We start from the raw sequence: 24827 nt of genomic DNA on the forward strand, positions 1-24827 counted from the left end.
CATCGCCCCGAGCCGTGGCCGGGAGCGAGACGCGGTCCGCCGTCCTGCGTTGAAAAGCCGGAGGCAACACCGTGCCCGCGCACGAACACGAAAGCGACACCACCACCGATCCCCTGGATCGTGAACGCGCCCATCTCACCGCGTCCCGCGCCGCGTTGCGCGCCATGCGCGAGGACGCCCAGGCCCTCGACATCCGTGACGTCACCGCGAACTGGGTGAACGCGGCCGTTCTGCAGGCCCAGATCGACGAGCGCATCAAGTCGCTCGCCGATCTCGCCCATACACCGCTCTTCTTCGGGCGCCTGGACTATCAGCACGCGGTCGGTGCGGAACAGGCCGAGGGTGCATCGGAAGGGGCGGCGCGCAGCGCCTCCGCCAAGGGTGGTGGTGGGCGACGGGAGGGCCAGTTCTACATCGGGCGACGCCATGTCCATGACGCCGACGGCGACCCGATGGTCATCGACTGGCGCGCGCCCGTCTCGCAGCCGTTCTACCGGGCGTCCAGGAAGGATCCCCAGGACGTCGGCCGGCGCCGCCGCTTCGGCTACACCGGCGGTGAGCTGACCGCGTACGAGGACGAGCACCTCAGCGACCCCACCGAGGCCGAGCGGACCAGCAAGCTCCTCCAGGCGGAGATCGAACGGCCGCGTGTCGGTCCGATGCGTGACATCGTCGCGACGATCCAGCCGGAGCAGGACGAGATCGTCCGTAGCGGTCTCGGCGGGTCCGTCTGCGTGCAAGGAGGGCCCGGCACCGGCAAGACGGCCGTCGGCCTGCACCGGGTCGCGTATCTGCTGTACGCGCACCGCGAGCGGCTCGCCCGTACCGGCACGCTGGTCATCGGCCCGAACCGGTCCTTCCTCCACTACATCGAGCAGGTGCTCCCGGCCCTCGGTGAGCTGGAGGTGAAGCAGGCGACCGTCGACGATCTGGTGACGGCGGGCATCGAGGTGCGCGGCACGGACTCGGCGGCCGCCGCCGTCGTCAAGGGCGACGCCAGGATGGCCCAGGTGCTGCGGCGGGCGATCCGCTCGCATGTGACGCCGCCGACGGAGCCGGTGATGGTGGTGCGCGGCTCGCGCCGCTGGCGGGTGCCGGCGTACGAGCTGGAGGAGATCGTCACCGAACTGCTGGCCCGGGACATGCGGTACGGGGCCGCCCACGAGGCGCTTCCGCAGCGGATCGCGCACTCCGTCCTGGTGCGGATGGAGGAGGCGGGCGAGGCGCCCGACGACCGGGTGCAGAACGCGGTGGCCCGCAACCCCGCCGTGAAGGCGGCCGTGAAGGCCATCTGGCCTGCCGTCGAACCGGCCAAGCTGGTGCTGCGGCTGCTCGTCGACGCGGAGTTCCTGGCCGCGCACGCGGCGGGGCTGCTCACCGAGGACGAGCAGAAGACGATCCTGTGGACCAAGCCCGTCCGGAGCGTGAAGTCGGCGAAGTGGTCGGCGGCGGACGCGGTGCTGATCGACGAGGCGAGCGATCTGGTGGCGCGTACGCACTCGCTCGGCCATGTCGTGCTCGACGAGGCGCAGGACCTGTCCCCCATGCAGTACCGGGCGGTGGGCCGCCGTTGCACGACGGGTTCGGCGACGGTCCTCGGCGATCTCGCGCAGGGCACGACGCCGTGGTCGACGGAGAGCTGGGCGCAGGCGCTGCACCACCTGGGCAAGCCGGACGCGGTGGTGGAGGAGCTGACGGCGGGCTTCCGTGTGCCGCGCGAGGTGATCGCGTACGCGTCCCGGCTGCTGCCGGAGATCTCTCCGGGGCTCGCGGCGGTGGAGTCGGTGCGCGAGTCGCCGGGTTCGCTGGAGGTACGGCAGGTGGCCGGGCCGGCGGATCTGGACGCGGCGGTGCTGGCGGCGTGCGAGGAGTCGCTGACGCGGGAGGGGTCGATCGGCCTGATCGCTGCCGATGCGCGTGTTCCTGCGCTGGCGGACGCGCTGACCGCGGCGGGCCACGCGTATCTCTCCCCCGGTGAGGAGACGACCGCCGAGTCCCGGCTGACGCTGGTCCCGGCATCGCTGGCGAAGGGCCTGGAGTACGACTACGTGGTGCTGGACGAGCCGGCCGCGGTGGTGGACGGCGAACCGGACGAGCGCACGGGGCTGCGCCGGCTGTACGTGGCGCTGACGCGTGCGGTGTCGGGGCTGACGGTGGTGCACGCGGCAGGGTTGCCGGGAGAGCTGGCGCCCGCCGGCCACACCGGCGTCTGAGGTCCGGGGCCCGGGGGGCGACGCCCCCGGGCCCCGGAAGGGGCGGGCGGGGGAACAGCCCCACCGGGCCCGGGTCGAGGCGCGGGCGCACCCGGGACGGACGCGGCCGGCCGGCTCGGTGCCGACGCTCGTGGTGCGGGGCAGCACGTAACGGCGAATCTTCGGTCGAGTGGAGCCCACGGACTTTCCCGCATGTGACGGGGATCACATAGAGGGGAAAACCTGCGGCCCTGCTCGGGCGTCTAGCCGGTGTGAGATCAGTCAGGAAGGCACCGGGCGCGCTGGACGAGGAGCGCCTCGTCCGGCTGGTGGCCAGGGGTGACCGCGCGGCGTTCGAGGAGCTGTACCGGCGCACCGCGCCGTGGATGGCGTTGCGGCTGCGCCGTCGCTGCGCCGACGAGCAGATCGTCGCCGAGGTCATGCAGGAGACGTATCTGGCGGTGTGGCGCGCGGCGGGCGCGTTCGCGGGGTCCTCGGCGGGCGGTACGGCCGCCGGATGGCTGTGGACGATCGCGGCACGCCGCCTCGTGGACGCCTTCCGGCGCAGGGCCCACCACGCCGAGCCGCCGGCGGCCGCGGCCCTCCCCGACGCGGCGCCCGCCGCCGAGGAGGAGGCGCTCGCGACGACCGTCGGCGGTGACGTCGGCGACGCGCTGCGGCGCCTCGCGCCGGAACTCAGACAGGTACTGCAGGCCATGGTGCTCGACGGGCTGTCCGTCCGGGAGACCTCGGTCCTGCTCGGGCTGCCCGAGGGCACGGTCAAGACCCGTGCCCGCAGGGCCCGGATCGCGATGCGGAGGGCGCTGGTATGAGCGTGGAACACGCGTCGATGCGGATCATCGACGGTTACGCACGCGGCGACACGGACATCGCCGCCGACGAGGTGTGGGCCCTGGAGGCCCATCTGCAGGCGTGCGGGGTGTGCCGTGACCGGCTGTCGGCCGCCGTCACCGCCGAGGCGCCCGCCGTGGCGGCGCTGGTCGGCACCGTGTGGTCCGACCTCGAACCCCGGCTGGCCGCCACCGCCACGATGCCGCGCCAACGGCGCTGGTCGGCGTGGCTGTCGAGGTGGATGACGCCCACGATGGTGCCGTGGCTGGCCATGGTCGTGAGCGTGACACTGCTCGCCCTCCTGCTCGACCTGGCCGACACCGGCTTCGGCGAGGTGTCGCTGGTGCTGCTGCTCGCCCCGATCCTGCCCGTCCTCGGCGTCGCGGCGTCGTGGTCGCGCGGCCTGGACCCGGCGTACGAGCTGACGGCCTCCGCGCCGAGGGCGGGACTGTATCTGGTGCTGCGGCGCACCACGTCCGTGCTCGCCGTGGTCGTCCCCGCGCTGCTGGTGGCCGGATGGGCGACCGGTGTGACGGCCGCGCAGTGGCTGCTGCCCTGTCTGGCCTTCACCTCGACGACCCTGGCGCTCGGCGGCGTCGTCGGCGTGACCCGCGCCGCTGTCGCGTTGGCGGCCGTGTGGGCCGCCGCGGTCGTGGCGCCGACCCTGGTCACCAGCCGTACGGCCGTCGCCCTGCAGACGGGCAGCCTGCCCGTGTGGGCACTGGTCCTCGTGCTCGGTAGCGCTGTCGTGATCGCACGCAGGGGCGCGTACTCCGTGTTGGGAGCCCATCGATGACCAACGGAAAGGAACACCACATCATGTCCGCGGCAAGCGCGGCCGACATCGCACCGACGGCCTACGCCTGGCAGATCCGGGCCACCGGACTGAAGGTCAGGGTCGGCAGGAAACGGATGGCCGTCAACGGGCTCGACCTGTCGCTGGGCACCGGCGTACACGGTCTCCTCGGCCCCAACGGGGCGGGCAAGACCACCCTCATCCGGACACTGGCCACCGTACTGCGCCCCACCGAGGGCAGTCTGGAGCTGCTCGGCGAGTCCGCGGGCGGCATGCGCGAGCACCGGGCGCTGCGCCGCCGGATCGGCTATCTGCCGCAGGAGTTCGGCTACTACAGGCGCTTCACGGTGCGCGAGTTCGTCGAGTACATGGCGTGGCTGAAGGAGGTGCCCAAGGCGGACGTCCCCGCCGCCGTGCAGCGCGCCGTGGAGAGGGTGGGCCTGGCGGACCGCGCCGACGAGAGGATGAAGGCCCTGTCGGGTGGCATGGTACGCAGGGTCGGCATCGCCCAGGCCATCGTCAACGACCCGGCGATCCTGCTGCTGGACGAGCCGACGGTCGGCCTGGACCCGGCGCAGCGGCTGCGCTTCCGTGAGCTGCTGCAGGAGTTGGGTACGGACACCTGCGTGCTCGTCTCGACCCATCTGGTGGAGGACGTCGCCGCCGCCTGCACCGACGTGGTGGTCTTCGCCGAGGGGCGGCTGGTCTTCCAGGGCCCTCCGGACGAGCTGGCCTCGGTGGGCGGCCCCGAGCACGTGGGGGACAGTCCGCTGGAGCGCGGCTACTCGGCGCTGCTGCTCAACCCCGAGCAGGAAAGGGGCACATGGTGAACATCCGCATCCTGCGCATCGAGCTGAAGCGGTCCGTCGCCCCGTGGGCCGGCGCGGTGATCCTGACGAGCGCGCTGGCGATCCTGTACCTGATTCCCGGACCGTGGTGGAACGGCACCGCACGGTGGACGGCCCAGTGGACGCCCATGGCCCTGTGGACCCGCTCCGTGCTGTTCTACCTGTGGCCGCTCGCCGTGGGTCTCGGGGCGCTGCAGGGTCTGCGCGACCACCGTTCGAAGATGTCCGAGCTGCTGACGAGCACGCCGCGGCCCGCCCGGCACCGCGCGGCCACGCTGGCGGGCACGACGGCGATCACGCTGGCCTCGGCCTTTGCGCTCCTCGTCCTCGTGGGCGCGGTCCAGGTGGTCGCCGGCACCGAGTACACGCACCTCGGGTGGCTGCCGATCTCGCTGGTGGGGGCGCTCTCTCTCGTCGCGGGGGCCGTGCTGGGCATGGGGGCCGCGCGGGCCCTGCCGTCCGTACTCACCCCGCCCGCGCTGGCCGTCGGCGCCTTCGTGTTCACGGCCCTCATGCAGATGTCGTTGGGGCGGACGGAGACGACCACGGCGACGGGGCTCCCGAGCACGGAGCCGAACCGGGTCTCCCTGCTGTCACCGGCGGTGCAGGAGGTGCGCGACGCACTCGTCACGCTCTCCGCCTCCGTGCACGTCGGGCAGACGATCTGGCTGCTCGCCATGGCCGCGACCGGCTTCGCGCTGCTGGTCGCCGCGACCCGGCGCGCCCGGCTGGTCGCCCTGACGCCCGTCGTGGCGGGCGCGATGGTCGCCCTGCTCGTCCTTCCCTCCGACCCGCGCCGGATGTATGTCGTCGACGAGGCCGCCGCGGAGCTGGTGTGCGACGGCCCGGTGTGCGTGACGAAGACGCAGCGGGCGCGACTCGCCGACCTCGCGGGTCCGGGCAAGGAGGCGCTGCGCCTGCTGCGTGGCGCCCTGGGCGGCCGGGCGCCGGTCTCGGTCCGGGAGAACACCGCCGTACTGCCGTCGGGCTCCACGCCGCAGTGGTCCCGCACGACCGTGCTCTTCGACTTCGACGACGACATCATCGCCGCCGCGAAGGGCGAGGAGCTGACCCGGGCCCTGATCGCCAAAGGCATGGTGCCGGGGTGCTCCCCCGTCGGCTGGAGCAGCTTCGGGAATGATGAATTCGCGCGGACCGTCGCGGTGGGCTGGGTCCTCGGGGACCTCAGGCCGCTTCCCGGCACCTTGCCGGCAGGTTTGCGCCGCGAGGTCGACGCCGAGTCCCGCCCTGCGTGGAAGGAACTCAGGGCGCTGCCGCGGGCCGAGCAGCTCTCGCGGATCGACGCGATGCGCGCCGCCGCGTTCTCCTGCAAGGGCGACGCGTTCGACGCGCTGAGCAGCGGTGCGTCCCGGTGAGATGGCTGACGCTGTACGCACGCTCGCGTCGGATACCCGCGTCGCTCGCCGCGGTGGTGATCAGCACGGTGGCGGTGTGGGCGCTCGCCCGGGACGGCGGCGAGGGGCCCGGTGATCCGCGGCTGCCCGTGCTCGTCCTCGCCGCGGGGGCGATGGCAGCTTCGATCGGGCTCAGCGGGCAGGACCTCGCGCTGGACCGAACGGCCGCGATCCGCTGGGTGCCCCGCAGAGCGGCACATGTGCTGCTCTGCGGGGCGGTCGTCGGCACGGTGCTGCTGACCGTGCAGGCGATGGGCGAGTCCATGGCCACCACCGCGTTCGTCGTCCGGGACAGCGCGGGCCTGATGGGACTGGTCGCCCTGGGCGCGGCGCTCTCGGGCGGCCCGTACGCCTGGACGCTGCCGTTCGCCTGGCTCTCGCTCTCGTTCCTCGCCCCGCCCCCGACGAGTGCGCCGATGCAGGTGGCGAGCTGGATGCTGCTGCCGCCCGGCACGGCGGCGGGCACCTGGACGGCCCTGGTCCTCGCGGTCGTCGGCACCGCGGCCTACGCCGTCGCGGGACCGGGACGGTGACGACTGCGGCGCGGTCGCGTGCGGCACGCGTACGCATCTGATCGAGCACCCACCACGCGGCGACCGGGGCCCACCGCGGGCGCCCCGCCCCGCCCCACTACGCGTCGAGCATCGTGCGCCATTCCCGTACCGCCGTCGCGTCCACCGGGCCCGACCAGCCGTGCGGTCGGGCCGCGCCGCCGATGTGCACCGCGTCGAGGCCCGCGGCCAGCAGCTCCGGCAAGTGGTCCAGGCGGAGCCCGCCGCCCACCAGGATCTGGGGCTCGTACCCGGCCTCGCCCTTGCGGGCCGCCTCCGCGAGCAGGGTCGGGATGCCGTCGTCCACGCCCTTCGGTGAGCCCGCGGTGAGGTACGTGTCGAGGCCCGGCATGTCCGCCAGCTGCTTGCGCAGGGCGTCGCGGTCGGCGGCCCGGTCGATCGCGCGGTGGAAGGTCCAGGGGCAGCCGTCCAGCTCGGCGACGAGCCGTTCGACGGCTACCAGGTCCGGATGCCCTTCGGCGTCGAGGAAGCCCAGGACGAACTCCTCGGCGCCCTCCGCACGCAGTTCGCGCGCCTTGTCCACGAGCACATCGATGTCTCCGGCCGCGAAGCCGCCCGCCACCCTGAGCATCACCCGCAGCGGAATGTCCACCGCTGCCCGGATCTCCGCGAAGGTCGCACAGGACGGGGTCAGGCCGTCCGCCGCCATGTCGGTGACCAGCTCAAGGCGGTCCGCACCACCCGCCTGGGCGGCGACCGCGTCCTCCGCGTCGAGAGCGATCACCTCCAGGACTGCACGGTTGCTCATGGGATCCCAATCCTCCAGGAAGCGGCAATAGGTCTAGTCCAATGGCCAGCCTACGGGTCGGCCGGCCAAGGACGCAGCCTCGATCCGACGTGAAGATACGTGAGGTCGGACGCATCCCGGGGCGCCGGGCGCGGACACTCCGGACCCCGGCGACAGATCCACCCTTGCGTTTTATAGGGGAGGGGGGTATACCTGAACACGCAATGCATACCCCCTAGGGGTATGAACGTCTCTGCCAGGGAGGACATCGTGTCCGCGCACACCGCCACAACCGGCACCGGCTCCGGCACAGCCACCGGCACCACCGCAGAGGTCGAGCTCGCGATCGGCGGCATGACGTGCGCCTCCTGCGCGGCCCGCATCGAGAAGAAGCTCAACCGGATGGACGGCGTAGAGGCCACCGTCAATTACGCCACCGAGAAGGCCAAGGTCAGCTACCGGGGCGAGGACGTCTCCGTACAGGACCTGATCGCCACCGTCGAGAAGACCGGCTACACCGCGCACGAGCCCGCTCCCCCGGTACGGACCGAGCAGGACGCCCCCGAGACCGCCGAGGCCGACGAGCTGCGGCCCCTGCGCCGGCGGCTGCTGACCGCCGTCGCGCTCGCCGTGCCGGTGATCGCGATGTCGATGGTCCCGGCGCTCCAGTTCGACTACTGGCAGTGGCTCTCGCTGACCCTGACGGCACCCGTCGTCACGTACGCCGCATGGCCGTTCCACAAGGCCGCGTTCACCAACGCCCGGCACGGCGCGGCGACGATGGACACCCTGATCTCGGTCGGCACCTCGGCCGCGTTCCTGTGGTCGCTGTGGGCACTGTTCTTCGGCACCGCCGGGATGACCGGCATGACGCACCCCTTCGAGCTGACCATCGGCCGGAGCGACGGCGCGGGCAACATCTACCTGGAGGCCGCCGCCGGCGTCACCGCCTTCATCCTGGCCGGGCGCTACTTCGAGGCCCGCTCCAAGCGGAAGGCGGGCGCCGCCCTCAAGGCGCTGCTGGAACTCGGCGCCAAGGAGGTCACCGTGCTGCGTGGCGGCCGTGAGGCGACCGTGCCGACCGCCGACCTCCAGGTCGGGGACCGGTTCCTGGTCCGGCCCGGCGAGAAGATCGCCACCGACGGCACCGTCGTGGAGGGCGCGTCGGCCGTGGACGCGTCGATGCTCACCGGTGAGTCCGTGCCGGTGGAGGTCTCCGTCGGCGACTCCGTCACCGGCGCCACACTCAACGCGGGCGGCCGGCTCGTCGTCGAGGCCACCCGGATCGGCGCCGACACCCAGCTGGCCCGGATGGCGAAGCTCGTCGAGGACGCGCAGAACGGCAAGGCGGCGGCCCAGCGTCTCGCGGACCGGATCTCGGCCGTCTTCGTCCCCGTCGTCATCGCCCTCGCGCTCGGCACGCTCGGCTTCTGGCTCGGCAACGGCGCGGGCCTGACCGCCGCGTTCACCGCCGCCGTCGCCGTACTGATCATCGCCTGCCCCTGCGCCCTGGGCCTCGCCACTCCGACCGCCCTCATGGTCGGCACCGGCCGCGGAGCCCAGCTCGGCATCCTGATCAAGGGCCCGGAGGTCCTGGAGACCACCCGCCGCGTCGACACGATCGTCCTCGACAAGACCGGCACCGTCACCACCGGCCGGATGACCCTGCTGGACGTGCACACGGCGGACGGTACGGACGAGCGCGATGTGCTGCGGCTCGCGGGCGCCCTGGAGCACTCCTCGGAACACCCCATCGCCCAGGCCGTCGCCGCCGGCGCCGCCGAGCGCACCGGCGCCCCCCTGCCCGCCCCCGAGGACTTCGCCGACATCGCGGGGCTCGGCGTCCAGGGTGTCGTCGAGGGGCACGCCGTCCTCGTCGGCCGTGAGCAGCTGCTGGCCGAGTGGGAGATCCACCTGCCGGTGGAGCTGGCCCGGCACAAGGCCGCGGCGGAGGCCGCCGGCCGGACGGCCGTCGCGGTCGCCCGGGACGGCGAGGCACGGGCGGTCCTCGAAGTTGCCGACGCGGTGAAGGACACCAGCGCGGAGGCCGTTCGACGGCTGCGGGCCCTGGGGCTGACCCCGATCCTGCTCACCGGTGACAACCGGGCGGTGGCCGAGGCGGTCGCGGCCGAGGTCGGGATCGAGAAGGTGTACGCGGAGGTCATGCCGGAGGACAAGGTCGACGTCGTCAAGGAACTCCAGTCCCAGGGCCGTTCGGTCGCCATGGTCGGTGACGGCGTCAACGACGCGGCGGCCCTCGCCCAGGCCGATCTGGGCCTGGCGATGGGTACGGGGACGGACGCCGCGATCGAGGCCGGCGACCTGACGCTGGTGCGCGGGGATCTGCGGGCCGCGGCGGACGCCATCCGCCTCTCGCGCAGGACGCTGGGCACCATCCGTACGAACCTGTTCTGGGCCTTCGCCTACAACGTGGCCGCCCTGCCGCTCGCCGCGGCCGGACTGCTCAACCCGATGATCGCGGGCGCCGCGATGGCGTTCTCGTCGGTCTTCGTGGTCGGCAACTCGCTGCGGCTGCGCGGGTTCAGGGCGGCGGCGTAGGACGGCGGCGTCCGGGCCGTCCCTCGGCCCGCCCGCACGAACCGCACCCGGGTTCCCGGCACCGTCCGTGCCGCGCCCGCGAGTGCGGTTTCGTGCACGGCACCGACGACCGGGTGACGCCCGGTCGTCGGATGGTCGTCGAGGAACACCACCGGGCACCCGCCCGGTGGTGTTCCTCGCGAGCACACACTGCGGCCGGGCCTCGGCGCAGGCACCCGCTCCGGATCAACCCGCGGCGCGGGCGCGTCAGGCGAGCAACACATGACGCCATCGTCTCGTCCCCTGGCGTGTCCCGGAGCCCGGTCACGGCACTAGGGTCGTCCCATGACCGACAGCTCGCGCGGGAGCGGAAGCAGCGGAAGCGGAAACAGTGGCCACGAGGCGGGCAGCACCGACGCCGCTCTCCGTGACCGCTGGCGGGAGGCGCTCGTCGGGGCGCGGGGCGGGGCGTCCGGGCCCGATCCGTTGCCGTATGCCGACAATCTGCTGGCGCGCTGGGCCGAGCCGCAGCGGCGGTACCACACCACCGCGCACCTGGTCGCGGTGCTCGACCGCATCGACACGCTCGCCGGTCACGCGGCCGATGCGAACGCCGTGCGCCTCGCCGCCTGGTTCCACGACGCGGTCTACCGTCCCGACCGGTCCGAGAACGAGGAGCGCAGCGCCGCCCTCGCCGAGCGTGCCCTGCCGGAGGCGGGCGTACCGGCCGACGTCACGGCCGAGGTCGCCCGGCTCGTCCGGCTGACCGTCACGCACGATCCGGCGGACGGCGACACCGACGGCGAGGTGCTGTGCGACGCGGATCTGGCGATCCTGGCGGCGCCCCCGAAGGAGTACGCGGCGTACGCGGCGCAGGTGCGGGAGGAGTACGGCTTCGTGCCCGACGACGCGTTCCGCGAGGGGCGGGCGACGGTGCTGCGCCAGCTGCTCGGACTGCCGCGGCTGTTCCGCACGCCGTACGGGGCGGAGCGGTGGGAGTCGCGGGCGCGGCAGAATCTGCTGACCGAATGGGAACTGCTCAGTCACTGAGCAACGCGGTCCGGCGGCGGTCTCGGGAATGCGACGCCGCCGAGCGCTGTTGGCAGCTGTCATGCCCGACTCTGCCGCTCACCGCTCACGCATGCCACTTGCCGTGTACATTCTCGGCCTCTCCGTCTTCGCCCTGGGTACCAGCGAGTTCATGCTCTCCGGGCTGCTGCCGCCCATCGCCGACGACATGAACGTGTCCATTCCCCGCGCCGGACTTCTCATATCCGCCTTCGCGATCGGCATGGTGATCGGCGCCCCGCTGCTCGCCGTGGCCACGCTCCGGCTGCCCCGTCGCACCACACTGATCGCCCTGATCTCCGTCTTCGGCCTCGGGCAGGTCGCGGGCGCGCTGGCTCCGACGTACGAGGTGCTCTTCGCCTCCCGTGTCGTGAGCGCCTTCGCCTGCGCCGGATTCTGGGCGGTGGGGGCCGCGGTCGCCATCGCGATGGTGCCGGTGAACGCACGCGCCCGCGCGATGGCCGTGATGATCGGCGGCCTGTCGATCGCCAATGTGCTGGGCGTGCCCCTGGGCGCCTTTCTCGGTGAGAACCTCGGCTGGCGGTCGGCCTTCTGGGCCGTGGGTGCGGCGTCCGCCGTGGCGCTGGTCGGGGTGGCGACGCTGATTCCGCGGATCCCGCTGCCGGAGCAGAAGCCGCGGCTGAAGCGGGAGATGAGCATCTACCGGGACCGGCAGGTCTGGCTGTCGATCGTGATCACCGCGCTCGCGGCGGGCGGTGTCTTCTGCGCGTTCAGTTATCTGGCCCCGCTGCTGACGGATGTCGCCGGGCTGGACTCGGGCTGGGTGCCGACCGTGCTCGCGCTGTTCGGGATCGGCGCGCTGGTCGGCACGACGATCGGCGGCCGGGTCGCGGACGCGCATCTCTTCGGGGTGCTGATGAGCGGAATCGCGGCCTCGACGGTCTTCCTGGTCGCGCTGGCGCTGTTCGCGTCGAACCAGGTCGCCGCGGTCGGGCTCTCGTTCCTGCTGGGGGTGTCGGCGTTCTACACGGCCCCGGCGCTGAACGCCCGGATGTTCAATGTCGCGGGAGCCGCCCCGACGCTGGCCGGTGCGACGACGACGGCCGCGTTCAACCTCGGCAACACGGGCGGCCCCTGGCTGGGCGGCACGGTGATCGACGCGGACTTCGGTCTCGCGGCGACGGCATGGGCGGGGGCGGCGATGACGGTGCTGGCGCTGGCGGCCGTACTGCTCTCGCTGCGGCTGCACGGCGGAGGCAGGTCGCGACGGGTGACCGGGGCTCCGGCCGCGGCGTCGTCCCGGGCTGCTGAGGAGATCTCAGTGAAGGCCGCCGGCTGACGGCTGATCAACCGGGTCCGGTGCTGGATCACGGAGGGCCGGCACCGGACGCCCCTTGGGCCGCCGGAGCCCGGCCTCCGTGATCCGGCGGACGAGTTCCTTCGAGCCGATCTGCCGGGCCCCGGCCCGCACCGCGTCCGCGTACCGCGATTCCGGTACGTCGTAGTGGTCCCGCTCGAAGGCGCGCGGCGGGCAGCCGATGGATGCCGCGAAGGCGTGCAGTTCCTCGAAGGACACGTCGCTGACCAGGTGGGACCAGAGCCGCCCGTGCCCCGGCCAGTCCGGCGGGTCGATGTAGACCGTCACCGCCGCAGTATCCCGCCCAGCGAACCGACCGGCGCGACGGCGACGGCGGCCTTGGTGCACACCCAGTGCGGGTCCGGGCCCAGTTCCGGTTCGACGTCCAGGGCGTGCGGGTCGCCCGCGTCGCAGACCGGGCACAGCGGCCACCGCCCGTACCGTTCGAGCAGCGCGTCCTGCACGTCCTGAGCGACGAGGCCGACCACGAACGCGGCGCCGTCCGGCCATTGTTCGACCCACCAGCGGCGGTGGGTCACGGCGTCCTCGACCAGCGAGACGATCCCGGCCTCGGCGACGTCACCTGCGGCGAGATCGGCCATGACCAGCGCTCGGGCCGTGTGCAACGCCTGTTCCAGGGGATTCATCTCCATGGGCCCATTGTCACCCCGCCCGCGAACCCGCTTCCCGCGCCCGCCCCCGCCGTTTCCGCGCTGTCGGAGGCGCTGCAGTCGGCACGGCCGGAAGCACTGCCGGAGGTGCCGACGGAAGGGTCGTCGGCGGCACCGCCGGACAGGTCCGTCAGAGGCAGGGACCAAAGGGGGCTTGACGGGCAACCGGGTTGAAAATATCTTTCAAATGTGACCCATGACCTGAAGGAAAGTTTCAGCGCTGATTCACCGCCCGCCCCGGCGGCTCTCGCGGCCAAGGTGCGCACGCTCGCGCCGTCCATGACCCGCTCCATGCAGCGCGTCGCCGAGGCCGTCGCCGGTGACCCCGCAGGCTGCGCAGCCCTCACGGTCACCGGTCTCGCCGAGCTCACCGGCACCAGCGAGGCGACCGTGGTCCGTACGGCCCGTCTCCTCGGCTATCCCGGCTATCGCGATCTGCGCCTGGCCCTCGCCGGGCTCGCCGCGCACCAGCAGTCGGGCCGGGCTCCCTCCGTCACTGCCGACATAGCGGTCGACGACCCGATCGCCGACGTGGTCGCCAAGCTGGCCTACGACGAACAGCAGACCCTCGCCGACACGGCCGCGGGGCTCGACACCGTCCAGCTCGGCGCCGCCGTGGCCGCCGCCGCCACCGCCCGGCGCATCGACATCTACGGTGTGGGCGCCTCCTCCCTCGTCGGGCAGGACCTGGCGCAGAAGCTGGCCCGTATCGGACTGATCGCGCACTCCCACACGGACCCGCACCTCGCGGTGACCAACGCCGTGCAGCTCCGCTCCGGCGATGTGGCCATCGCGATCACGCACTCCGGCTCCACCGTCGATGTCATCGAGCCGCTGCGGGTCGCGTTCGACCGCGGTGCCACGACGATCGCGATCACCGGCCGCCCCGACGGCCCGGTGACGCAGTACGCCGACCACGTGCTGACCACCTCCACCGCCCGGGAGAGCGAGCTGCGGCCCGCCGCCATGTCGAGCCGTACGAGCCAGCTGCTCGTCGTCGACTGCCTGTTCATAGGCGTCGCGCAGCGCACGTACGAAACGGCCGCACCGGCGCTCGCCGCCTCCTACGAGGCGCTGGCCCACCGCCACACCCCGCGCCCCCGCTGACCCCGGAGCGCGTCGAACCGACCGCACCGGACCCGGACCCGCACCCGCACCCGCACCCGCTGAACCGTACGAGATCGAGAAAGCAGAGCTGCTCTCCATGACCTCCACCACCGACGCCGACACCAGTTCCCCCGACGGATACGGGGAGCTGCGCGCCCAGCTCGAAACGCTCACCACCGAGGCGTTCCGGCCCGAGCTCGCCGAGATCGACCGTCTGGACACGCTTGAGATCGCCCGGATCATGAACGGCGAGGACCGGTCCGTCCCGGCCGCCGTCGGCGCCCGGCTCCCCGAGATAGCCGCCGCGATCGACGGCACCGCGGAGCGCATGGCCCGCGGCGGGCGGCTGATCTACGCGGGCGCCGGCACCGCGGGCCGGCTCGGCGTGCTCGACGCCAGCGAGTGCCCGCCCACCTTCAACACCGACCCCTCGGAGGTCGTCGGCCTGATCGCCGGCGGCCCGTCCGCCATGGTCAAGGCCGTCGAGGGCGCCGAGGACAGCAAGGAGCTGGCCACCGCCGACCTCGACGCCCTGGATCTCACCGCCGACGACACCGTGGTCGGCATCTCCGCCTCCGGCCGGACGCCGTACGCGATCGGGGCCGTCGAGCACGCCCGTACCAAGGGCGCGCTCACCATCGGGCTGTCCTGCAACGCGGGCTCCGCACTGGGCGCCGCGGCCGAGCACGGCATCGAGGTCGTCGTCGGCCCGGAGCTGCTCACCGGCTCCACCCGGCTCAAGGCGGGTACGGCCCAGAAACTCGTCCTCAACATGCTCTCGACGATCACGATGATCCGGCTCGGCAAGACGTACGGGAACCTGATGGTCGACGTCCGCGCCTCCAACGAGAAGCTGCACGCCCGCTCCCGCCGGATCGTCTCGCTCGCCACCGGGGCGTCCGACGAGGAGATCGAGGCCGCTCTCGCCGCGACCGACGGCGAGGTGAAGAACGCCATCCTCACCATCCTCGGCCAGGTCGACGGCCCCACCGCCGCCACCCTGCTGACCGCGGCCGACGGCCATCTCCGCGCCGCCCTCGCCGCCTCCCCCCGCACCGCAACCTGACCCACCGGCTCCACCCCGCACCCCCGCACAGCAAGGCACCACGCACCATGGCAACAGAAGACAAGAACCGCGCCACCGCCGCCGCGATCCTTCCGCTCGTCGGTGGCGCCGCGAACGTCAGCTCCATCGCCCACTGCATGACCCGGCTCCGGCTGGGTCTGCGCGACCGCTCGCTCGTCGACGACGAGGCCCTGAAGGCGATACCCGCCGTCATGGGCGTGGTCGAGGACGACACGTACCAGATCGTCCTCGGGCCGGGCACCGTCGCCCGGGTCACGCCGGAGTTCGAGCAGCTGGTGGAGGAGGGCAGGGAGGCCGCACCGGAACCGGCCGCGACCGAAACCGCCGCCCACCCCCAGGGCCCCGCTTCCACCTCCACCTCCGCCGCCGCTTCGGCGCCCGCTTCGGCGGACGAACTGGCTGCCCAGGGCGCCGCGATGAGGGCGGCGCGGAAGGCGAAGAACGCCACCCCGTTCAAGCTCTTCCTGCGCAGGATCGCGAACATCTTCGTGCCGCTGATCCCGGCGCTCATCGGCTGCGGCATCATCGCCGGTCTCAACGGCCTGCTGGTGAACCTGGGTTGGCTGACCTCGGTCACCCCCGCCCTCGCCGCGATGGCGTCCGGCTTCATGGCGCTGATCGCCGTCTTCGTCGGCTTCAACACGGCGAAGGAGTTCGGCGGTACGCCGATCCTGGGCGGTGCGGTCGCCGCGATCATCGTCTTCCCGGGCGTCGCGAACATCGAGGCGTTCGGCCAGAAGCTCTCCCCCGGCCAGGGCGGTGTGCTGGGCGCACTCGGTGCGGCGGTGCTCGCGGTGTACGTGGAGAAGTGGTGCCGCCGCTGGGTGCCCGAGGCACTGGACGTCCTGGTCACCCCGACGCTCACGGTGCTGGTCTCCGGCCTGGTGACGATCTTCGGCCTGATGTACGCGGCCGGTGAGGTCTCCACCGCCATCGGCACGTTCGCCGACTGGCTGCTCTCCAACGGCGGCGCGGGCGCGGGCTTCGTGCTCGGCGGTCTCTTCCTGCCCCTGGTGATGCTGGGCCTGCACCAGGCGCTCATCCCGATCCACACCACCCTGATCGAGCAGCAGGGCTACACCGTGCTGCTGCCGATCCTCGCGATGGCGGGCGCCGGCCAGGTCGGCGCGGCCGTGGCGGTCTACTTCCGCCTCCCCCGCAACGAGTCGATCCGCCGGACGATCAAGTCCGCACTCCCGGCCGGCCTGCTGGGCGTCGGCGAACCGCTGATCTACGGCGTCAGCCTCCCGCTGGGCCGCCCGTTCATCACGGCCTGCGTGGGCGGTGCGTTCGGTGGCGGCTTCATCGGGCTGTTCAACCAGCTCGGCGACAAGGTCGGCTCCACGGCCATCGGCCCGTCCGGCTGGGCGCTGTTCCCCCTCCTCGACGGCAACCACGGCCTCGGCACCACGATCGCGATCTACGCGGGAGGCCTGCTGGTCGGCTACCTCGCCGGGTTCCTCGCGACGTACTTCTTCGGCTTCGGCAAGGACCTGCTGACGGAGTTCAACGTCTCCCGGGAACCGGCGGCCTCCGCGATCGCGGCAACGGACGGCCCGATGTCACCGGCCCCCGGCCCCGACACCCCGGCGAAGGAACCGGCCGGGGTCTGACCCGGATACGTGGATGAGGGGTGGTACCCGCACTGCGGGTACCACCCCTCATCGGCGTCCACGGCTTCTCAGACCGGGAAATCCCCCGTGAGGAGCGTCGTACCGAACGGCTCCGGCAACGTGAGGGGCTTCCCGAACGGCACCGGATCGGACTGCTTGTACGTCCCGTCCTCATTCGGTTCCGTGAACAGCGTGGCCATCGCCCCACGGGTGTCGAAGCGGTCGATCAACAGGGAAGGGCGGAGTCACAGCCGGGGCGGCGCCCTTCCGGCCCTCGGCCCCGTCGAACCGATCCGGCCCGCGCCATACTGGCCGGGTGACCGCTGCACGCATTCTCGTCGTCGAGGACGACCACGGCCTGCGCGATGTCCTGGCCCGTGGCCTGCGCGACGAGGACTTCGACGTCGTGACCGCCGTCGACGGCGCGACCGCCCTCAAGACCGTCGACGAGTCGGTGCACGCGGTCGTGCTCGATGTGGGGCTGCCGGATTCCGACGGCCGCGATGTGTGCCAGGCCATGCGTGGTGCCGGGATCACCGTCCCGGTGATCTTCCTGACCGCGCGCGGCGATCTCACCGACCGGCTCTCCGGTTTCGCCTCCGGGGGCGACGACTACCTGGTCAAGCCGTTCCACCTCAGCGAACTCGCGGCCCGCGTCCGCGCGGTCCTGCATCGCGTCGGCCACCACGACAACGCCCTCGCCGACAGCGCGGGCGCGATGCGGCTGAACCCGGTCAAGCACGAGCTGACGGTCCACGGCCGGCCCGTGGCCCTGACTCCGACCGAGTTCCGTCTGCTGGCGTGCCTGATGTCCGGCCCCGGGAGCGTGGTGCGCCGCCGGGTCCTGCTGCGGGCCGGCTGGCCCGAGGGAGCCCAGGTCAGCGACAACACCCTGGACCAGTACCTGACCCGCCTGCGCCGCAAGCTCCGCGAGGCGGACAGCCCGCAGACCATCAGCACGGTGCGAGGTGTGGGTTACCGCTTCGGGGCTCCGCCTCCGTCCCAGGGGCGATGAAGGGCTGCCCCGCTCCTCTGAGGCGGCCCGGTGCGCCGCATGCCGGTAGCCGGTGTCAGCGGCCGGTGGATCCGTCGATCCGCTCGCGGAGGATGTCGGCGTGCCCGGCGTGTCGGCCGGTCTCTTCGATCATGTGCACCAGGACCCATCGCATCGATGGCGCCGCCCCCCGGCGCGGCGCGCGCGGGGCGGGAAGAGCCAGATCCGGGCAGGCGTCGATGACCTGGTTCGCTCGCTCGACGGTGTTCCGGTAGTCGGCGAGCACGCCGTCGACGGTGTCCTCCGCGGACGGCCGGAAGGTGGCACTCCAGTCTCCGGCGTCCTCACCGAGGAAGTAGAACCGTTCGACGGACGCCAGATGCCTGAGCAGCCCGAGAAGGTTGGTGCCCGAGGGCACTCCGTCCGTTCGGACCTGCGGCTCCGGCACGCCTGCGACCTTGTCCGCGACCGCGTTCCGCAGATGGTCGAGGAAGCCCCGCAAGGTGGCCTTCTCGTCGGCGCCGGTCGACGGCGGTCCGGTTTCCCTCGCCCGAGTCCGGGGTCGTCGCGCACTGTTTTCCGGCATCGAGTCACTCCCTTCCGACGTGACGTGCGGGTCGGGCGGTCATCGGGCGGTCAGTTGGACGAGCAGGACGTTGTCGATGACGGTGGCGGTCTCGCCAGCGGGCCCGGTGGCCCGGCGGCGGGGCATGTCGGCGCGCAGGACGGACCAGTGCGCGGGGTCGAGATCGAGTTCGGCGGCGATCTCGGTGGGTGCGGGGTGGTGGATGTCGGGATCCTGGTTCCATGACCAGGGCGCGGTGGAGCCGTGGTCGACGATCAGCAGGAGACCGCCGGGGCGCAGAGCCCGTGCGGCGGTGCGCAGGACTCGGCTGCGCGGCAGCGCGAACGGCGTGTGGAAGTACTGGGCGGAGACGAGATCGAACCGGCCGGCCGGGAAGCTTCTGGCCAGATCGTGCTGCTCCGTGGCGACCCGGTCCGCGACGCCGAGATCCTCGGCGCGTTCCCGCACCTGTTCGACGGCGGTGGTGGAGATGTCCACGGCCGTGACGTGCCAGCCCCGCTGGGCGAGCCAGATCGCGTCACCGCCGGCGCCGCAGCCGAGATCGAGGGCGGCGCCGGGGCGCAGCGGTGCGGCGGTCTCGGCGAGCAGCGGGTTGACGCGTGCGTCCCAGGTGCGCCGGGTGCGGTAATGCCGCTCCCAGAACAGCTCGGCGTCCTCGTCCGTCGCGCCCCGGTCGCTCGCGGCGTCCGCGGTGGGTGTGCGTCGGGTGGAATCCATCTGAGGTGCCCCTTCGTCGGCCGGCGTGCCGAGCGTGATCCGATACGCACCTTCGACGCCGGTGATGTACCGACAGCATCGACACCGCCGTTTCACCCTTGCAAGAAAAATTGCGGATCCGCATCATCGGGGCATGGACAATCCCGCAGAAGACGTTCTGGCCGGAGTCGGGCCGCGTCTGCGTGCCCTGCGCCGGGCGCGGGGCGCCACACTGGCGGCCCTGGCAGACGAAACCGGCCTCACGGCGAGCACCCTGTCCCGCCTGGAGAACGGCAAGCTGCGTCCCACGCTGGAGCAGCTGCTGCCCCTGGCTCGGGCGCACGGCGTCCCGCTCGACGATCTCGTGGCGGCGCCGCCCACCGGCGACCCGCGCATCCATCTGCGACCGGTGCGGCGGTCCGGGCTGGTGATGGTGCCACTGACCAGGCGGGCCGGCGGTATCCAGGCCTACAAGGTGATCCATCCGCCCGCCGGCCGAGCACCCACGATGAACCTGCAGACCCACGAGGGATACGAGTGGTTCTACGTCCTCGACGGACAGGCCAGGTTCGTGCTCGGCGAGCAGGAGTTCCGGCTCGGCGTCGGCGAGGCAGCGGAGTTCGACACCCGCGTACCGCACTGGATCGGCAGCGCCGACAGCCGGCCCACGGAGCTGCTCGCCCTGTTCGGCGCGCAGGGAGAGCGCGCACATCTGGCACCGTCCAGGCACTGACCGCCCCAGCCCCGCGCCGACCGGGTCCGACCCACGGGGGCGGCCTCCCCTCCACCAGCGCGGTCGCCCTGCCGTCCGTCGGCTCCCCGTCGCGCCGCGGATCGCACTCCCCACGAACTTGTCATGAGCAACACCAACAGATCGGCTCAGGGCAGTTACATTTACTTCAGCGAACCATGGCGCGCGGAAGTGGCCGCGATCATCGAGTGGGCAGCCGGACCCGACGACGAGACCCCCGACCGCTCCCGACGCGATCGAAACGACACCGGACGACAGCATCCGACGAGAGGACGGGAGGGCGAGGCGTGACGGTGTCGACAGGCACGGCCAAGGGCTCCGACAGGCCGGTGAAGCGCCTTCTCACTCCCCGGACCCTCCGCGGTCGCCTCGCCCTGATGGCCCTCGCCACCTGCGCCCTGTGGATCGGCGTCCTGACCACCGTCTTCAACCTCGCCCTCGACAACCGGCTCCACGGACAGGCCGACGACGTCCTGCGCACCCGCGCCGAAGCAGTGGCGGCGACGGTGGACGTACGACCCGACGGGCGGCTCGTCGTCCGGGAACCCACCGAGGACCGGGCCCTGGACGTCGGGGTCTGGATCTTCCAGGGCGACACGGTGGTCGAGAAGCCCCCCACCGCGCCCACCGGCCTGCAGGCTCAGGCGGCCCGGCTCGCCGGAGGCCGCGAGACGTTCACGGACACCAAAAGCGGTGGGGCGTGGCGGCTGTACGCGTTCCCCCTCGACACCCCCGCCCGGCAGGGACACCCACCCACCCAGGCCGGCACCGTCGTCAGCTCGGTCAGCCTCGACCCGTACCGCAGCACGGCGGACACCGCGCTGGTCGGCTCCATCGCGCTGGCCGTGCTGCTGCTGGCCACCATCTATCTGCTGACCCGCCTCGTCGTACGACGGGCCCTGCGCCCCGTCGCCGCGATGAGCGAACAGGCCACCCGGTGGAGCGCCGCGGGCGCCCCCGAACGGTTCGGCGCCGAGGGCCGGCCCGCCGAGCTCGCCGCGTTCGCCACCAGCCTGGACGCCCTGCTGGACCGGCTGGCCGCCGTCCTGCGGCACGAGCAGCAGCAGGCCGCCGAGCTCTCGCACGAACTGCGCACCCCGCTCGCCCGCATCACCGCCGAGACCGAGTGGCTGACCGGGCGTCCGCGCTCGGCCCAGGAACGGGAAACCTCCCTGGAGGCCATCGCGGGCGCCGCCACCACCATGCAGCAGATCTGCGACTCGCTGCTTTCGGAGGTCCGTACCCGCAACGCGCGGACTCCCGGCCGCTCCCGCTTCGCCGCCATCGCGCACCGCCTGGCGGCACGCAACGCGGCCCTGTTCCCCGACACCCCACCGGTGACCGTCGCGGCGGCAAATGACGCAACCTCCGACGGCGAACCCGGCGGCAGCCCCGGCACGGCAACCAACACCGCACCCGGCACCGCACCGGACGTGAGCATCGGCGTCTCGCAGGACGTCGCCGAGCGCATCCTGACGCCGCTCCTGGACAACGCCCGCCGCTACGCCGCCCACACGATCACCCTCACCTGCGCGGCGGGCGCGGGCGAGGTCACGGTCCACGTCGACGACGACGGCCCCGGCGTCCCGCCGGACTTCGTCGCCTCGCTCTTCGAACCCGGCCGCCGCGCCCGCCCGGAGGACGGACACGACGGCGCGGGTCTCGGTCTGGCCCTGGCCCGCCGACTGGCCAGGGCCGCGGGCGGCGACATCGCACTGGACGCCGCGGCCCCCGGCGCACGCTTCGTCGTCACCCTTCCCGCGGGCTGACTTCCCGTGCGCCGGCCGTCTCGACGGCACCGTCCCGCGCGACATCGCGCCGGGTCCGGGTCAGGAAGACGACCAGGCCGAGGATGACCGCGAGGAACAGGACGCTGGTGCCGACCGTGCCCAGCCCCAGCCCGCCGTCCGCGGTGGGCTGCGACAGATAGTCGCCCAGCGAGGCACCGAGCGGCCTGGTCAGGACGTACGCGATCCAGAACGACCACACCGCGTTGAAGTCCAGCGTGCGGTGCGCGAGCGCAACGGCCGCGATCAGTGCGGCGAACACGACCGCGGAGAGCCAGTACCCCAGGTTCAGCTTCTCCGCCGTGAGGTCGCCCGCGGACGTGCCCAGCGCGAAGGTGAACAGGATCGCCAGCCAGTAGAACGCCTCGCGGCGCGTCGTGCGGATGGTGTGGATGGACAGCGTCCGCTCACTCGCGTACCAGGCGAAGAACGTGACGGCGAGCGCCACCGCGAACACCACCGTGGTGGTCTGGAGCGGAACGCCTAGGTTGTCGGTGAGGTTGTCGCTGATCAGCGTGCCGACCACGCTGATCAGGACCACGGACAGCCAATACAGGCTCGGCACATAGGAGCGCGCCCGGAACTGGAAGACCAGGGTGACCACCAGCAGCGCGCTCATCAGGTACGAGGTGTTGGTCAGCCCCATGCCCAGGTTGTCGTTGAGCAGATCGGCCGCGGTCTCCCCCACGGTGGTGCACAGCACCTTGATCACCCAGAAGTAGAGGGTCACTTCCGGGACCTTGTTCAGCATCTGTCGCGCACGGGAGCGCGCACCCGGCGCATGCCTGCCGCCCGCGCCACGGGCGCCGGCGGTGCGGTCGGTGTCGGTCGCCCCGGCGGCGCCGTTCGTTTCGGTCGTCATGGAACGGCACGCTGACAGGGCTTTCCTGAACTTTTCCTGACTGCGTGCCCGGCGCGACCCCGCCCGCAGGGCGGGTCCGGTCTGCACCACGTGGGCCTGATCCAAGGGCGGCACCCATCCGAGATGTCGCCCTTCCCGCGCTCACCGTCACGTCGGCGCCGGTGTCCCCGACGCCGTCACGGCAGCCGGCCCTCCCGGTTGATCTCCCTGACCCGGGCCCGCAGCACATCCCCGAGCGGGGCGGGGCGCACCGCCCCCGGCGGGCATTCCCACTCGGGACCACCGCCCGGCGGGCGCAGCTGCACGTACGACCCGACGCGCCCCATGACACGCCCCACCCGCCCGTCCCGCGTGTCCACCGCGAACGACCCGGGTTCGAGCCCGGACGGCTCGACTCCCTCACCCGTCATGACCGGCCTGCCTCTGCGTCTCCAGCGCCGCACTCAGCCGCAGCGCCGTGTCGAGGTTGCACCGGCCGAGGTCGACCAGCGGCGACGCGGGTTCGTTCCCCGCGCACGACACCGGGTCGATCCGCAGCGAGGGCAGCGTGATCCCGACCCCGGAGAGACCCTCCTTCAACCGCGCCACCGCGTCCTCCGCGGCCCGCACTCTTCCCTCTGTCGCCCTGCGCCGTTCCATCGTCGTCATGATCCATCCCTTTCCACGCTGAGTAATGACAATGCATACCCAGCGTGTCCAACACGTCGCCGGCCTGGAAGAGGCGCAGAACCGACAACCGCACGTGTGTCACAGGGAGTTGTCATGCCAGGCCCCAAGAAGCTCGACCCCTCCCCTCGCCACGCGCCCTGCTCGGCGCCGAACCCCGCCAACGGAGGGGGCGCGGGCCTCTCCCAGGGGGACCCGGGCCTGCCCCTGTTCGTGAGCGGCTCCCTCATCGGACAACTGGGGTCCGGTACGGGCCGGATGCGGTCAGGTGGTGTCGGACGGCTCGCGCCGGGACCGGAACCAGGCCGTCACGGCTTCAGCTTGTCGGCCTCCCTGACCTCGTGGAGGTGGACGAGGACGTCGTAGGCCTTGGCGAGCGCGGTGTCGCGCGGCTCCTCGGGGAACAGCGTGCCGACGTTGAGCGTGGGCCGGGCGGTGCTCAGCCAGTCGCGCGCGGCGGCCGGAGCAGTACGGATGTCGAGGTAGAAGTCCCGGTAGCGGACCTGGTCGAGGGTGGCCTCGTTCCGGTCTGGCTCGGCGGCTGGAACGGTGAATTTCTTCCACTCGCCGCCCAGCGCGGCATCCTTCGACAGGAAAGAGCCCTGGTTGAAGGTGAAGCCGATGGGGAGGTAGTTCTTGCCCATCGCGTCGCGCAGGAACGACCCCTGCGTCTTGGAGTACGTCTCGGGATCGCCGGCGACGTAGGCGACATGGTCGTTGTGCGCGGACAGCAGCACCTTCTGGCCGGTGCGCTGCTGCCACCAGGAGACGTTCTGGGCCATCACCTCGTCGCGGAAGCGCTGGGAGGCGGCGTTCGACTCCGGGTCGTCGGGGTTCAGGGTGAGGAACTTGGCGGTCTGGGCGACGGACCGGGCGTTCTGCTCGGCCCAGTCGAAGGCTTCACCACCGGAGCCCTTCAGGCCGCTGACCAGCTCCAGGGCCTGCTGCGCCTTGACGGCGAGCTGCTGTCGTTCCGCGAGCGGCTTGCCCAGGTAGGCGAAGACGTCGTCGATCGGGCGCAGGCCGGTGTAGAGCTCGTTGAGCCGCGACAGCGCCTCCGGGTTGTTCCTCTGCACGTAGCCGGTCACCCGGCCGAAGAACTCGTCGCTCAGTGCGGGGGCGCCGATGTCGTCGCCCATGAAGTGGACGGTGCGGGCGGGGTGGTGGCGGTTGTAGTCCCGCATCCACTCGATGAGGCTGACGAACTCCTCACGATCCCAGGGCGAGTTGGTGAGCGTCTCCTTGGCGATCTTGCGGGCGTCGCCCTTGCCGGTCTGGAGGTAGTCGTCGATCCGGAGCCCGGCGGACCAGCTCAACTCCAGGGCGAAGGTGGTGAAACCCTTCTTCTCGACGAGGTGGCGGAAGACCCGCTCCTTCATGGTGAAGAACTCGTGGGAGCCGTGGGTGGCCTCGCCGAGGCCGACCACCTTGGCGTCGCCGATCATCGAGCCGAGGGCTCGTAGGTCGGCCGTGTTCCCCCCGGGCTCGGTCGAGCGCAGCGGGTGGGCCGCCCGCTCCAGTGCGCGGACCGGGTTCTGCCCCCTGCCGGCCGTGTCGGCCGTGGCCGCCTGGACCGTCGCAGGGGCGAGGACCGCTCCCGCCGCGACCGCCGCCGTCGCCAGCAGTACCCGTCGACCGATCCGTTTCCGGTGCCTAGCCATGCCGCTACCTCTCAACCGAT

General features: G+C 72.2%; 24 protein-coding genes and 3 pseudogenes. 16 read left to right on the top strand and 11 right to left on the bottom strand.

Annotated features, from left to right (window positions below; translation table 11 throughout):
• Positions 1–71 precede the first annotated feature (71 nt).
• From ACIOHC_RS08665 to ACIOHC_RS08690, 6 genes are all read left to right on the top strand, one after another.
• Positions 72–2213, top strand: a complete 2142-nt coding sequence (locus tag ACIOHC_RS08665) for a UvrD-helicase domain-containing protein (RefSeq protein WP_351081841.1) — start codon at positions 72–74, stop codon at positions 2211–2213.
• Between the two features lie 251 nt (positions 2214–2464).
• A complete protein-coding gene (locus tag ACIOHC_RS08670; protein WP_351081839.1) occupies positions 2465–3025 on the top strand; it encodes an RNA polymerase sigma factor in 561 nt (186 codons plus the stop codon).
• Positions 3022–3840 (top strand): zf-HC2 domain-containing protein, encoded by an 819-nt coding sequence (locus ACIOHC_RS08675; RefSeq protein WP_401842039.1) that lies wholly within the window; start codon positions 3022–3024, stop codon positions 3838–3840. Before ACIOHC_RS08670 ends, ACIOHC_RS08675 begins: the two co-directional genes overlap by 4 nt.
• Complete coding sequence (locus ACIOHC_RS08680) at positions 3837–4670, top strand: ABC transporter ATP-binding protein (RefSeq protein WP_351081835.1); 834 nt, start codon at positions 3837–3839, stop codon at positions 4668–4670. The genes ACIOHC_RS08675 and ACIOHC_RS08680 overlap by 4 nt, the downstream gene beginning before the upstream one ends.
• Positions 4667–6064: a hypothetical protein gene (locus ACIOHC_RS08685; protein WP_351081910.1), complete on the top strand. Its 1398-nt coding sequence runs from the start codon at positions 4667–4669 to the stop codon at positions 6062–6064. The genes ACIOHC_RS08680 and ACIOHC_RS08685 overlap by 4 nt, the downstream gene beginning before the upstream one ends.
• Entirely contained in the window at positions 6061–6636 is a 576-nt protein-coding gene (locus tag ACIOHC_RS08690) for a hypothetical protein (RefSeq protein WP_351081833.1), read from the top strand. Before ACIOHC_RS08685 ends, ACIOHC_RS08690 begins: the two co-directional genes overlap by 4 nt.
• Positions 6637–6733: 97 nt before the next feature.
• Here the strand turns inward: ACIOHC_RS08690 and ACIOHC_RS08695 are convergent, their stop codons facing one another.
• On the bottom strand, positions 6734–7423 hold the full coding sequence (locus ACIOHC_RS08695; protein ID WP_401842042.1) for a copper homeostasis protein CutC: 690 nt from the start codon (positions 7421–7423) through the stop codon (positions 6734–6736).
• 249 nt (positions 7424–7672) lie between these two features.
• Here ACIOHC_RS08695 and ACIOHC_RS08700 point away from each other — a divergent pair, with 249 nt between their 5' ends.
• Positions 7673–9961 carry a heavy metal translocating P-type ATPase gene (locus ACIOHC_RS08700; RefSeq protein ID WP_401842045.1) on the top strand — a complete coding sequence of 763 codons (2289 nt, stop codon included), beginning with the start codon at positions 7673–7675 and terminating at the stop codon, positions 9959–9961.
• A gap of 29 nt (positions 9962–9990) precedes the next feature.
• On the opposite strand, the pseudogene ACIOHC_RS08705 reads toward ACIOHC_RS08700, so the two are convergent.
• Positions 9991–10131, bottom strand: a pseudogene (locus ACIOHC_RS08705) (allophanate hydrolase subunit 2 family protein); the annotation flags it as partial.
• A 154-nt stretch (positions 10132–10285) separates the two neighbouring features.
• Between ACIOHC_RS08705 and ACIOHC_RS08710 the strand changes: the two are divergent.
• Complete coding sequence (locus tag ACIOHC_RS08710; RefSeq protein ID WP_351075209.1) at positions 10286–10990, top strand: hypothetical protein; 705 nt, start codon at positions 10286–10288, stop codon at positions 10988–10990.
• 91 nt (positions 10991–11081) lie between these two features.
• Entirely contained in the window at positions 11082–12308 is a 1227-nt protein-coding gene (locus ACIOHC_RS08715) for a Cmx/CmrA family chloramphenicol efflux MFS transporter (protein WP_401842048.1), read from the top strand.
• Here the strand turns inward: ACIOHC_RS08715 and ACIOHC_RS08720 are convergent.
• Together ACIOHC_RS08720 and ACIOHC_RS08725 are read right to left on the bottom strand one after the other, a co-directional pair.
• The gene (locus ACIOHC_RS08720) at positions 12288–12614 is read right to left on the bottom strand and encodes a DUF4031 domain-containing protein (RefSeq protein ID WP_351075212.1); all 327 of its coding nucleotides are present in this window, start codon (positions 12612–12614) and stop codon (positions 12288–12290) included. The two genes, ACIOHC_RS08715 and ACIOHC_RS08720, sit on opposite strands and share 21 nt — an antisense overlap.
• Positions 12611–12979, bottom strand: a complete 369-nt coding sequence (locus tag ACIOHC_RS08725) for a hypothetical protein (RefSeq protein WP_351075214.1) — start codon at positions 12977–12979, stop codon at positions 12611–12613. Before ACIOHC_RS08725 ends, ACIOHC_RS08720 begins: the two co-directional genes overlap by 4 nt.
• A gap of 207 nt (positions 12980–13186) precedes the next feature.
• Between ACIOHC_RS08725 and ACIOHC_RS08730 the strand changes: the two genes are divergently transcribed.
• The 3 genes from ACIOHC_RS08730 (at position 13187) to ACIOHC_RS08740 (ending at position 16804) form a co-directional block, all read left to right on the top strand.
• Complete coding sequence (locus ACIOHC_RS08730) at positions 13187–14104, top strand: MurR/RpiR family transcriptional regulator (RefSeq protein WP_351075215.1); 918 nt, start codon at positions 13187–13189, stop codon at positions 14102–14104.
• A 97-nt stretch (positions 14105–14201) separates the two neighbouring features.
• Entirely contained in the window at positions 14202–15170 is a 969-nt protein-coding gene (murQ, locus tag ACIOHC_RS08735; RefSeq protein WP_401842052.1) for an N-acetylmuramic acid 6-phosphate etherase, read from the top strand.
• 47 nt (positions 15171–15217) lie between these two features.
• Complete coding sequence (locus ACIOHC_RS08740) at positions 15218–16804, top strand: PTS transporter subunit EIIC (protein ID WP_401842055.1); 1587 nt, start codon at positions 15218–15220, stop codon at positions 16802–16804.
• Between the two features lie 68 nt (positions 16805–16872).
• Here ACIOHC_RS08740 and ACIOHC_RS08745 read toward each other — a convergent pair.
• Positions 16873–17037, bottom strand: a pseudogene (locus ACIOHC_RS08745) (Uma2 family endonuclease); the annotation flags it as partial.
• Positions 17038–17120: 83 nt separating this feature from the next.
• Here ACIOHC_RS08745 and ACIOHC_RS08750 point away from each other — a divergent pair.
• Positions 17121–17819 (top strand): response regulator transcription factor, encoded by a 699-nt coding sequence (locus tag ACIOHC_RS08750; protein WP_351075219.1) that lies wholly within the window; start codon positions 17121–17123, stop codon positions 17817–17819.
• Positions 17820–17874: 55 nt separating this feature from the next.
• Here ACIOHC_RS08750 and ACIOHC_RS08755 read toward each other — a convergent pair whose 3' ends face one another.
• Both ACIOHC_RS08755 and ACIOHC_RS08760 read right to left on the bottom strand, forming a co-directional pair.
• Positions 17875–18384: a DinB family protein gene (locus ACIOHC_RS08755; RefSeq protein ID WP_401842057.1), complete on the bottom strand. Its 510-nt coding sequence runs from the start codon at positions 18382–18384 to the stop codon at positions 17875–17877.
• Positions 18385–18423: 39 nt separating this feature from the next.
• Positions 18424–19101, bottom strand: a complete 678-nt coding sequence (locus ACIOHC_RS08760) for a class I SAM-dependent methyltransferase (protein WP_351075221.1) — start codon at positions 19099–19101, stop codon at positions 18424–18426.
• A 133-nt stretch (positions 19102–19234) separates the two neighbouring features.
• Here ACIOHC_RS08760 and ACIOHC_RS08765 point away from each other — a divergent pair, with 133 nt between their 5' ends.
• On the top strand, positions 19235–19813 hold the full coding sequence (locus ACIOHC_RS08765; RefSeq protein WP_351075222.1) for an XRE family transcriptional regulator: 579 nt from the start codon (positions 19235–19237) through the stop codon (positions 19811–19813).
• A gap of 305 nt (positions 19814–20118) precedes the next feature.
• Entirely contained in the window at positions 20119–21600 is a 1482-nt protein-coding gene (locus ACIOHC_RS08770; RefSeq protein ID WP_401842061.1) for an ATP-binding protein, read from the top strand.
• On the opposite strand, the gene ACIOHC_RS08775 is transcribed toward ACIOHC_RS08770, so the two are convergent.
• From ACIOHC_RS08775 to ACIOHC_RS08785, 3 genes are all read right to left on the bottom strand, one after another.
• Positions 21581–22480, bottom strand: a complete 900-nt coding sequence (locus ACIOHC_RS08775; RefSeq protein WP_389636527.1) for a hypothetical protein — start codon at positions 22478–22480, stop codon at positions 21581–21583. The genes ACIOHC_RS08770 and ACIOHC_RS08775 overlap by 20 nt on opposite strands.
• Positions 22481–22656: 176 nt before the next feature.
• Positions 22657–22890, bottom strand: coding sequence for a hypothetical protein (locus tag ACIOHC_RS08780; RefSeq protein WP_351075227.1), 234 nt, complete (start codon positions 22888–22890; stop codon positions 22657–22659).
• Complete coding sequence (locus tag ACIOHC_RS08785; protein ID WP_376221782.1) at positions 22880–23131, bottom strand: hypothetical protein; 252 nt, start codon at positions 23129–23131, stop codon at positions 22880–22882. Before ACIOHC_RS08785 ends, ACIOHC_RS08780 begins: the two co-directional genes overlap by 11 nt.
• 111 nt (positions 23132–23242) lie before the next feature.
• Here ACIOHC_RS08785 and ACIOHC_RS08790 point away from each other — a divergent pair.
• Positions 23243–23410 (top strand): annotated as a pseudogene (locus ACIOHC_RS08790) (transcriptional regulator); the annotation flags it as partial.
• 44 nt (positions 23411–23454) lie between these two features.
• Here ACIOHC_RS08790 and ACIOHC_RS08795 read toward each other — a convergent pair.
• Positions 23455–24807, bottom strand: a complete 1353-nt coding sequence (locus ACIOHC_RS08795; RefSeq protein WP_401842065.1) for an erythromycin esterase family protein — start codon at positions 24805–24807, stop codon at positions 23455–23457.
• Positions 24808–24827 lie beyond the last annotated feature (20 nt).

Source organism: Streptomyces sp. NPDC088252 (genome assembly GCF_044740965.1).
GTDB lineage: Bacteria > Actinomycetota > Actinomycetes > Streptomycetales > Streptomycetaceae > Streptomyces.

Excerpts from the sequence above, each read along its gene's own strand:
- ACIOHC_RS08675 (WP_401842039.1), top strand. The coding sequence starts at position 3,022 with ATGAGCGTGGAACACGCGTCGATGCGGATCATCGACGGTTACGCACGC.
- ACIOHC_RS08680 (WP_351081835.1), top strand. The coding sequence starts at position 3,837 with ATGACCAACGGAAAGGAACACCACATCATGTCCGCGGCAAGCGCGGCC.
- ACIOHC_RS08695 (WP_401842042.1), bottom strand. The coding sequence starts at position 7,423 with ATGAGCAACCGTGCAGTCCTGGAGGTGATCGCTCTCGACGCGGAGGAC.
- ACIOHC_RS08710 (WP_351075209.1), top strand. The coding sequence starts at position 10,286 with ATGACCGACAGCTCGCGCGGGAGCGGAAGCAGCGGAAGCGGAAACAGT.
- ACIOHC_RS08715 (WP_401842048.1), top strand. The coding sequence starts at position 11,082 with ATGCCACTTGCCGTGTACATTCTCGGCCTCTCCGTCTTCGCCCTGGGT.
- ACIOHC_RS08725 (WP_351075214.1), bottom strand. The coding sequence starts at position 12,979 with ATGGAGATGAATCCCCTGGAACAGGCGTTGCACACGGCCCGAGCGCTG.
- murQ (WP_401842052.1), top strand. The coding sequence starts at position 14,202 with ATGACCTCCACCACCGACGCCGACACCAGTTCCCCCGACGGATACGGG.
- ACIOHC_RS08740 (WP_401842055.1), top strand. The coding sequence starts at position 15,218 with ATGGCAACAGAAGACAAGAACCGCGCCACCGCCGCCGCGATCCTTCCG.
- ACIOHC_RS08755 (WP_401842057.1), bottom strand. The coding sequence starts at position 18,384 with ATGCCGGAAAACAGTGCGCGACGACCCCGGACTCGGGCGAGGGAAACC.
- ACIOHC_RS08760 (WP_351075221.1), bottom strand. The coding sequence starts at position 19,101 with ATGGATTCCACCCGACGCACACCCACCGCGGACGCCGCGAGCGACCGG.
- ACIOHC_RS08765 (WP_351075222.1), top strand. The coding sequence starts at position 19,235 with ATGGACAATCCCGCAGAAGACGTTCTGGCCGGAGTCGGGCCGCGTCTG.
- ACIOHC_RS08775 (WP_389636527.1), bottom strand. The coding sequence starts at position 22,480 with ATGACGACCGAAACGAACGGCGCCGCCGGGGCGACCGACACCGACCGC.
- ACIOHC_RS08780 (WP_351075227.1), bottom strand. The coding sequence starts at position 22,890 with ATGACGGGTGAGGGAGTCGAGCCGTCCGGGCTCGAACCCGGGTCGTTC.
- ACIOHC_RS08795 (WP_401842065.1), bottom strand. The coding sequence starts at position 24,807 with ATGGCTAGGCACCGGAAACGGATCGGTCGACGGGTACTGCTGGCGACG.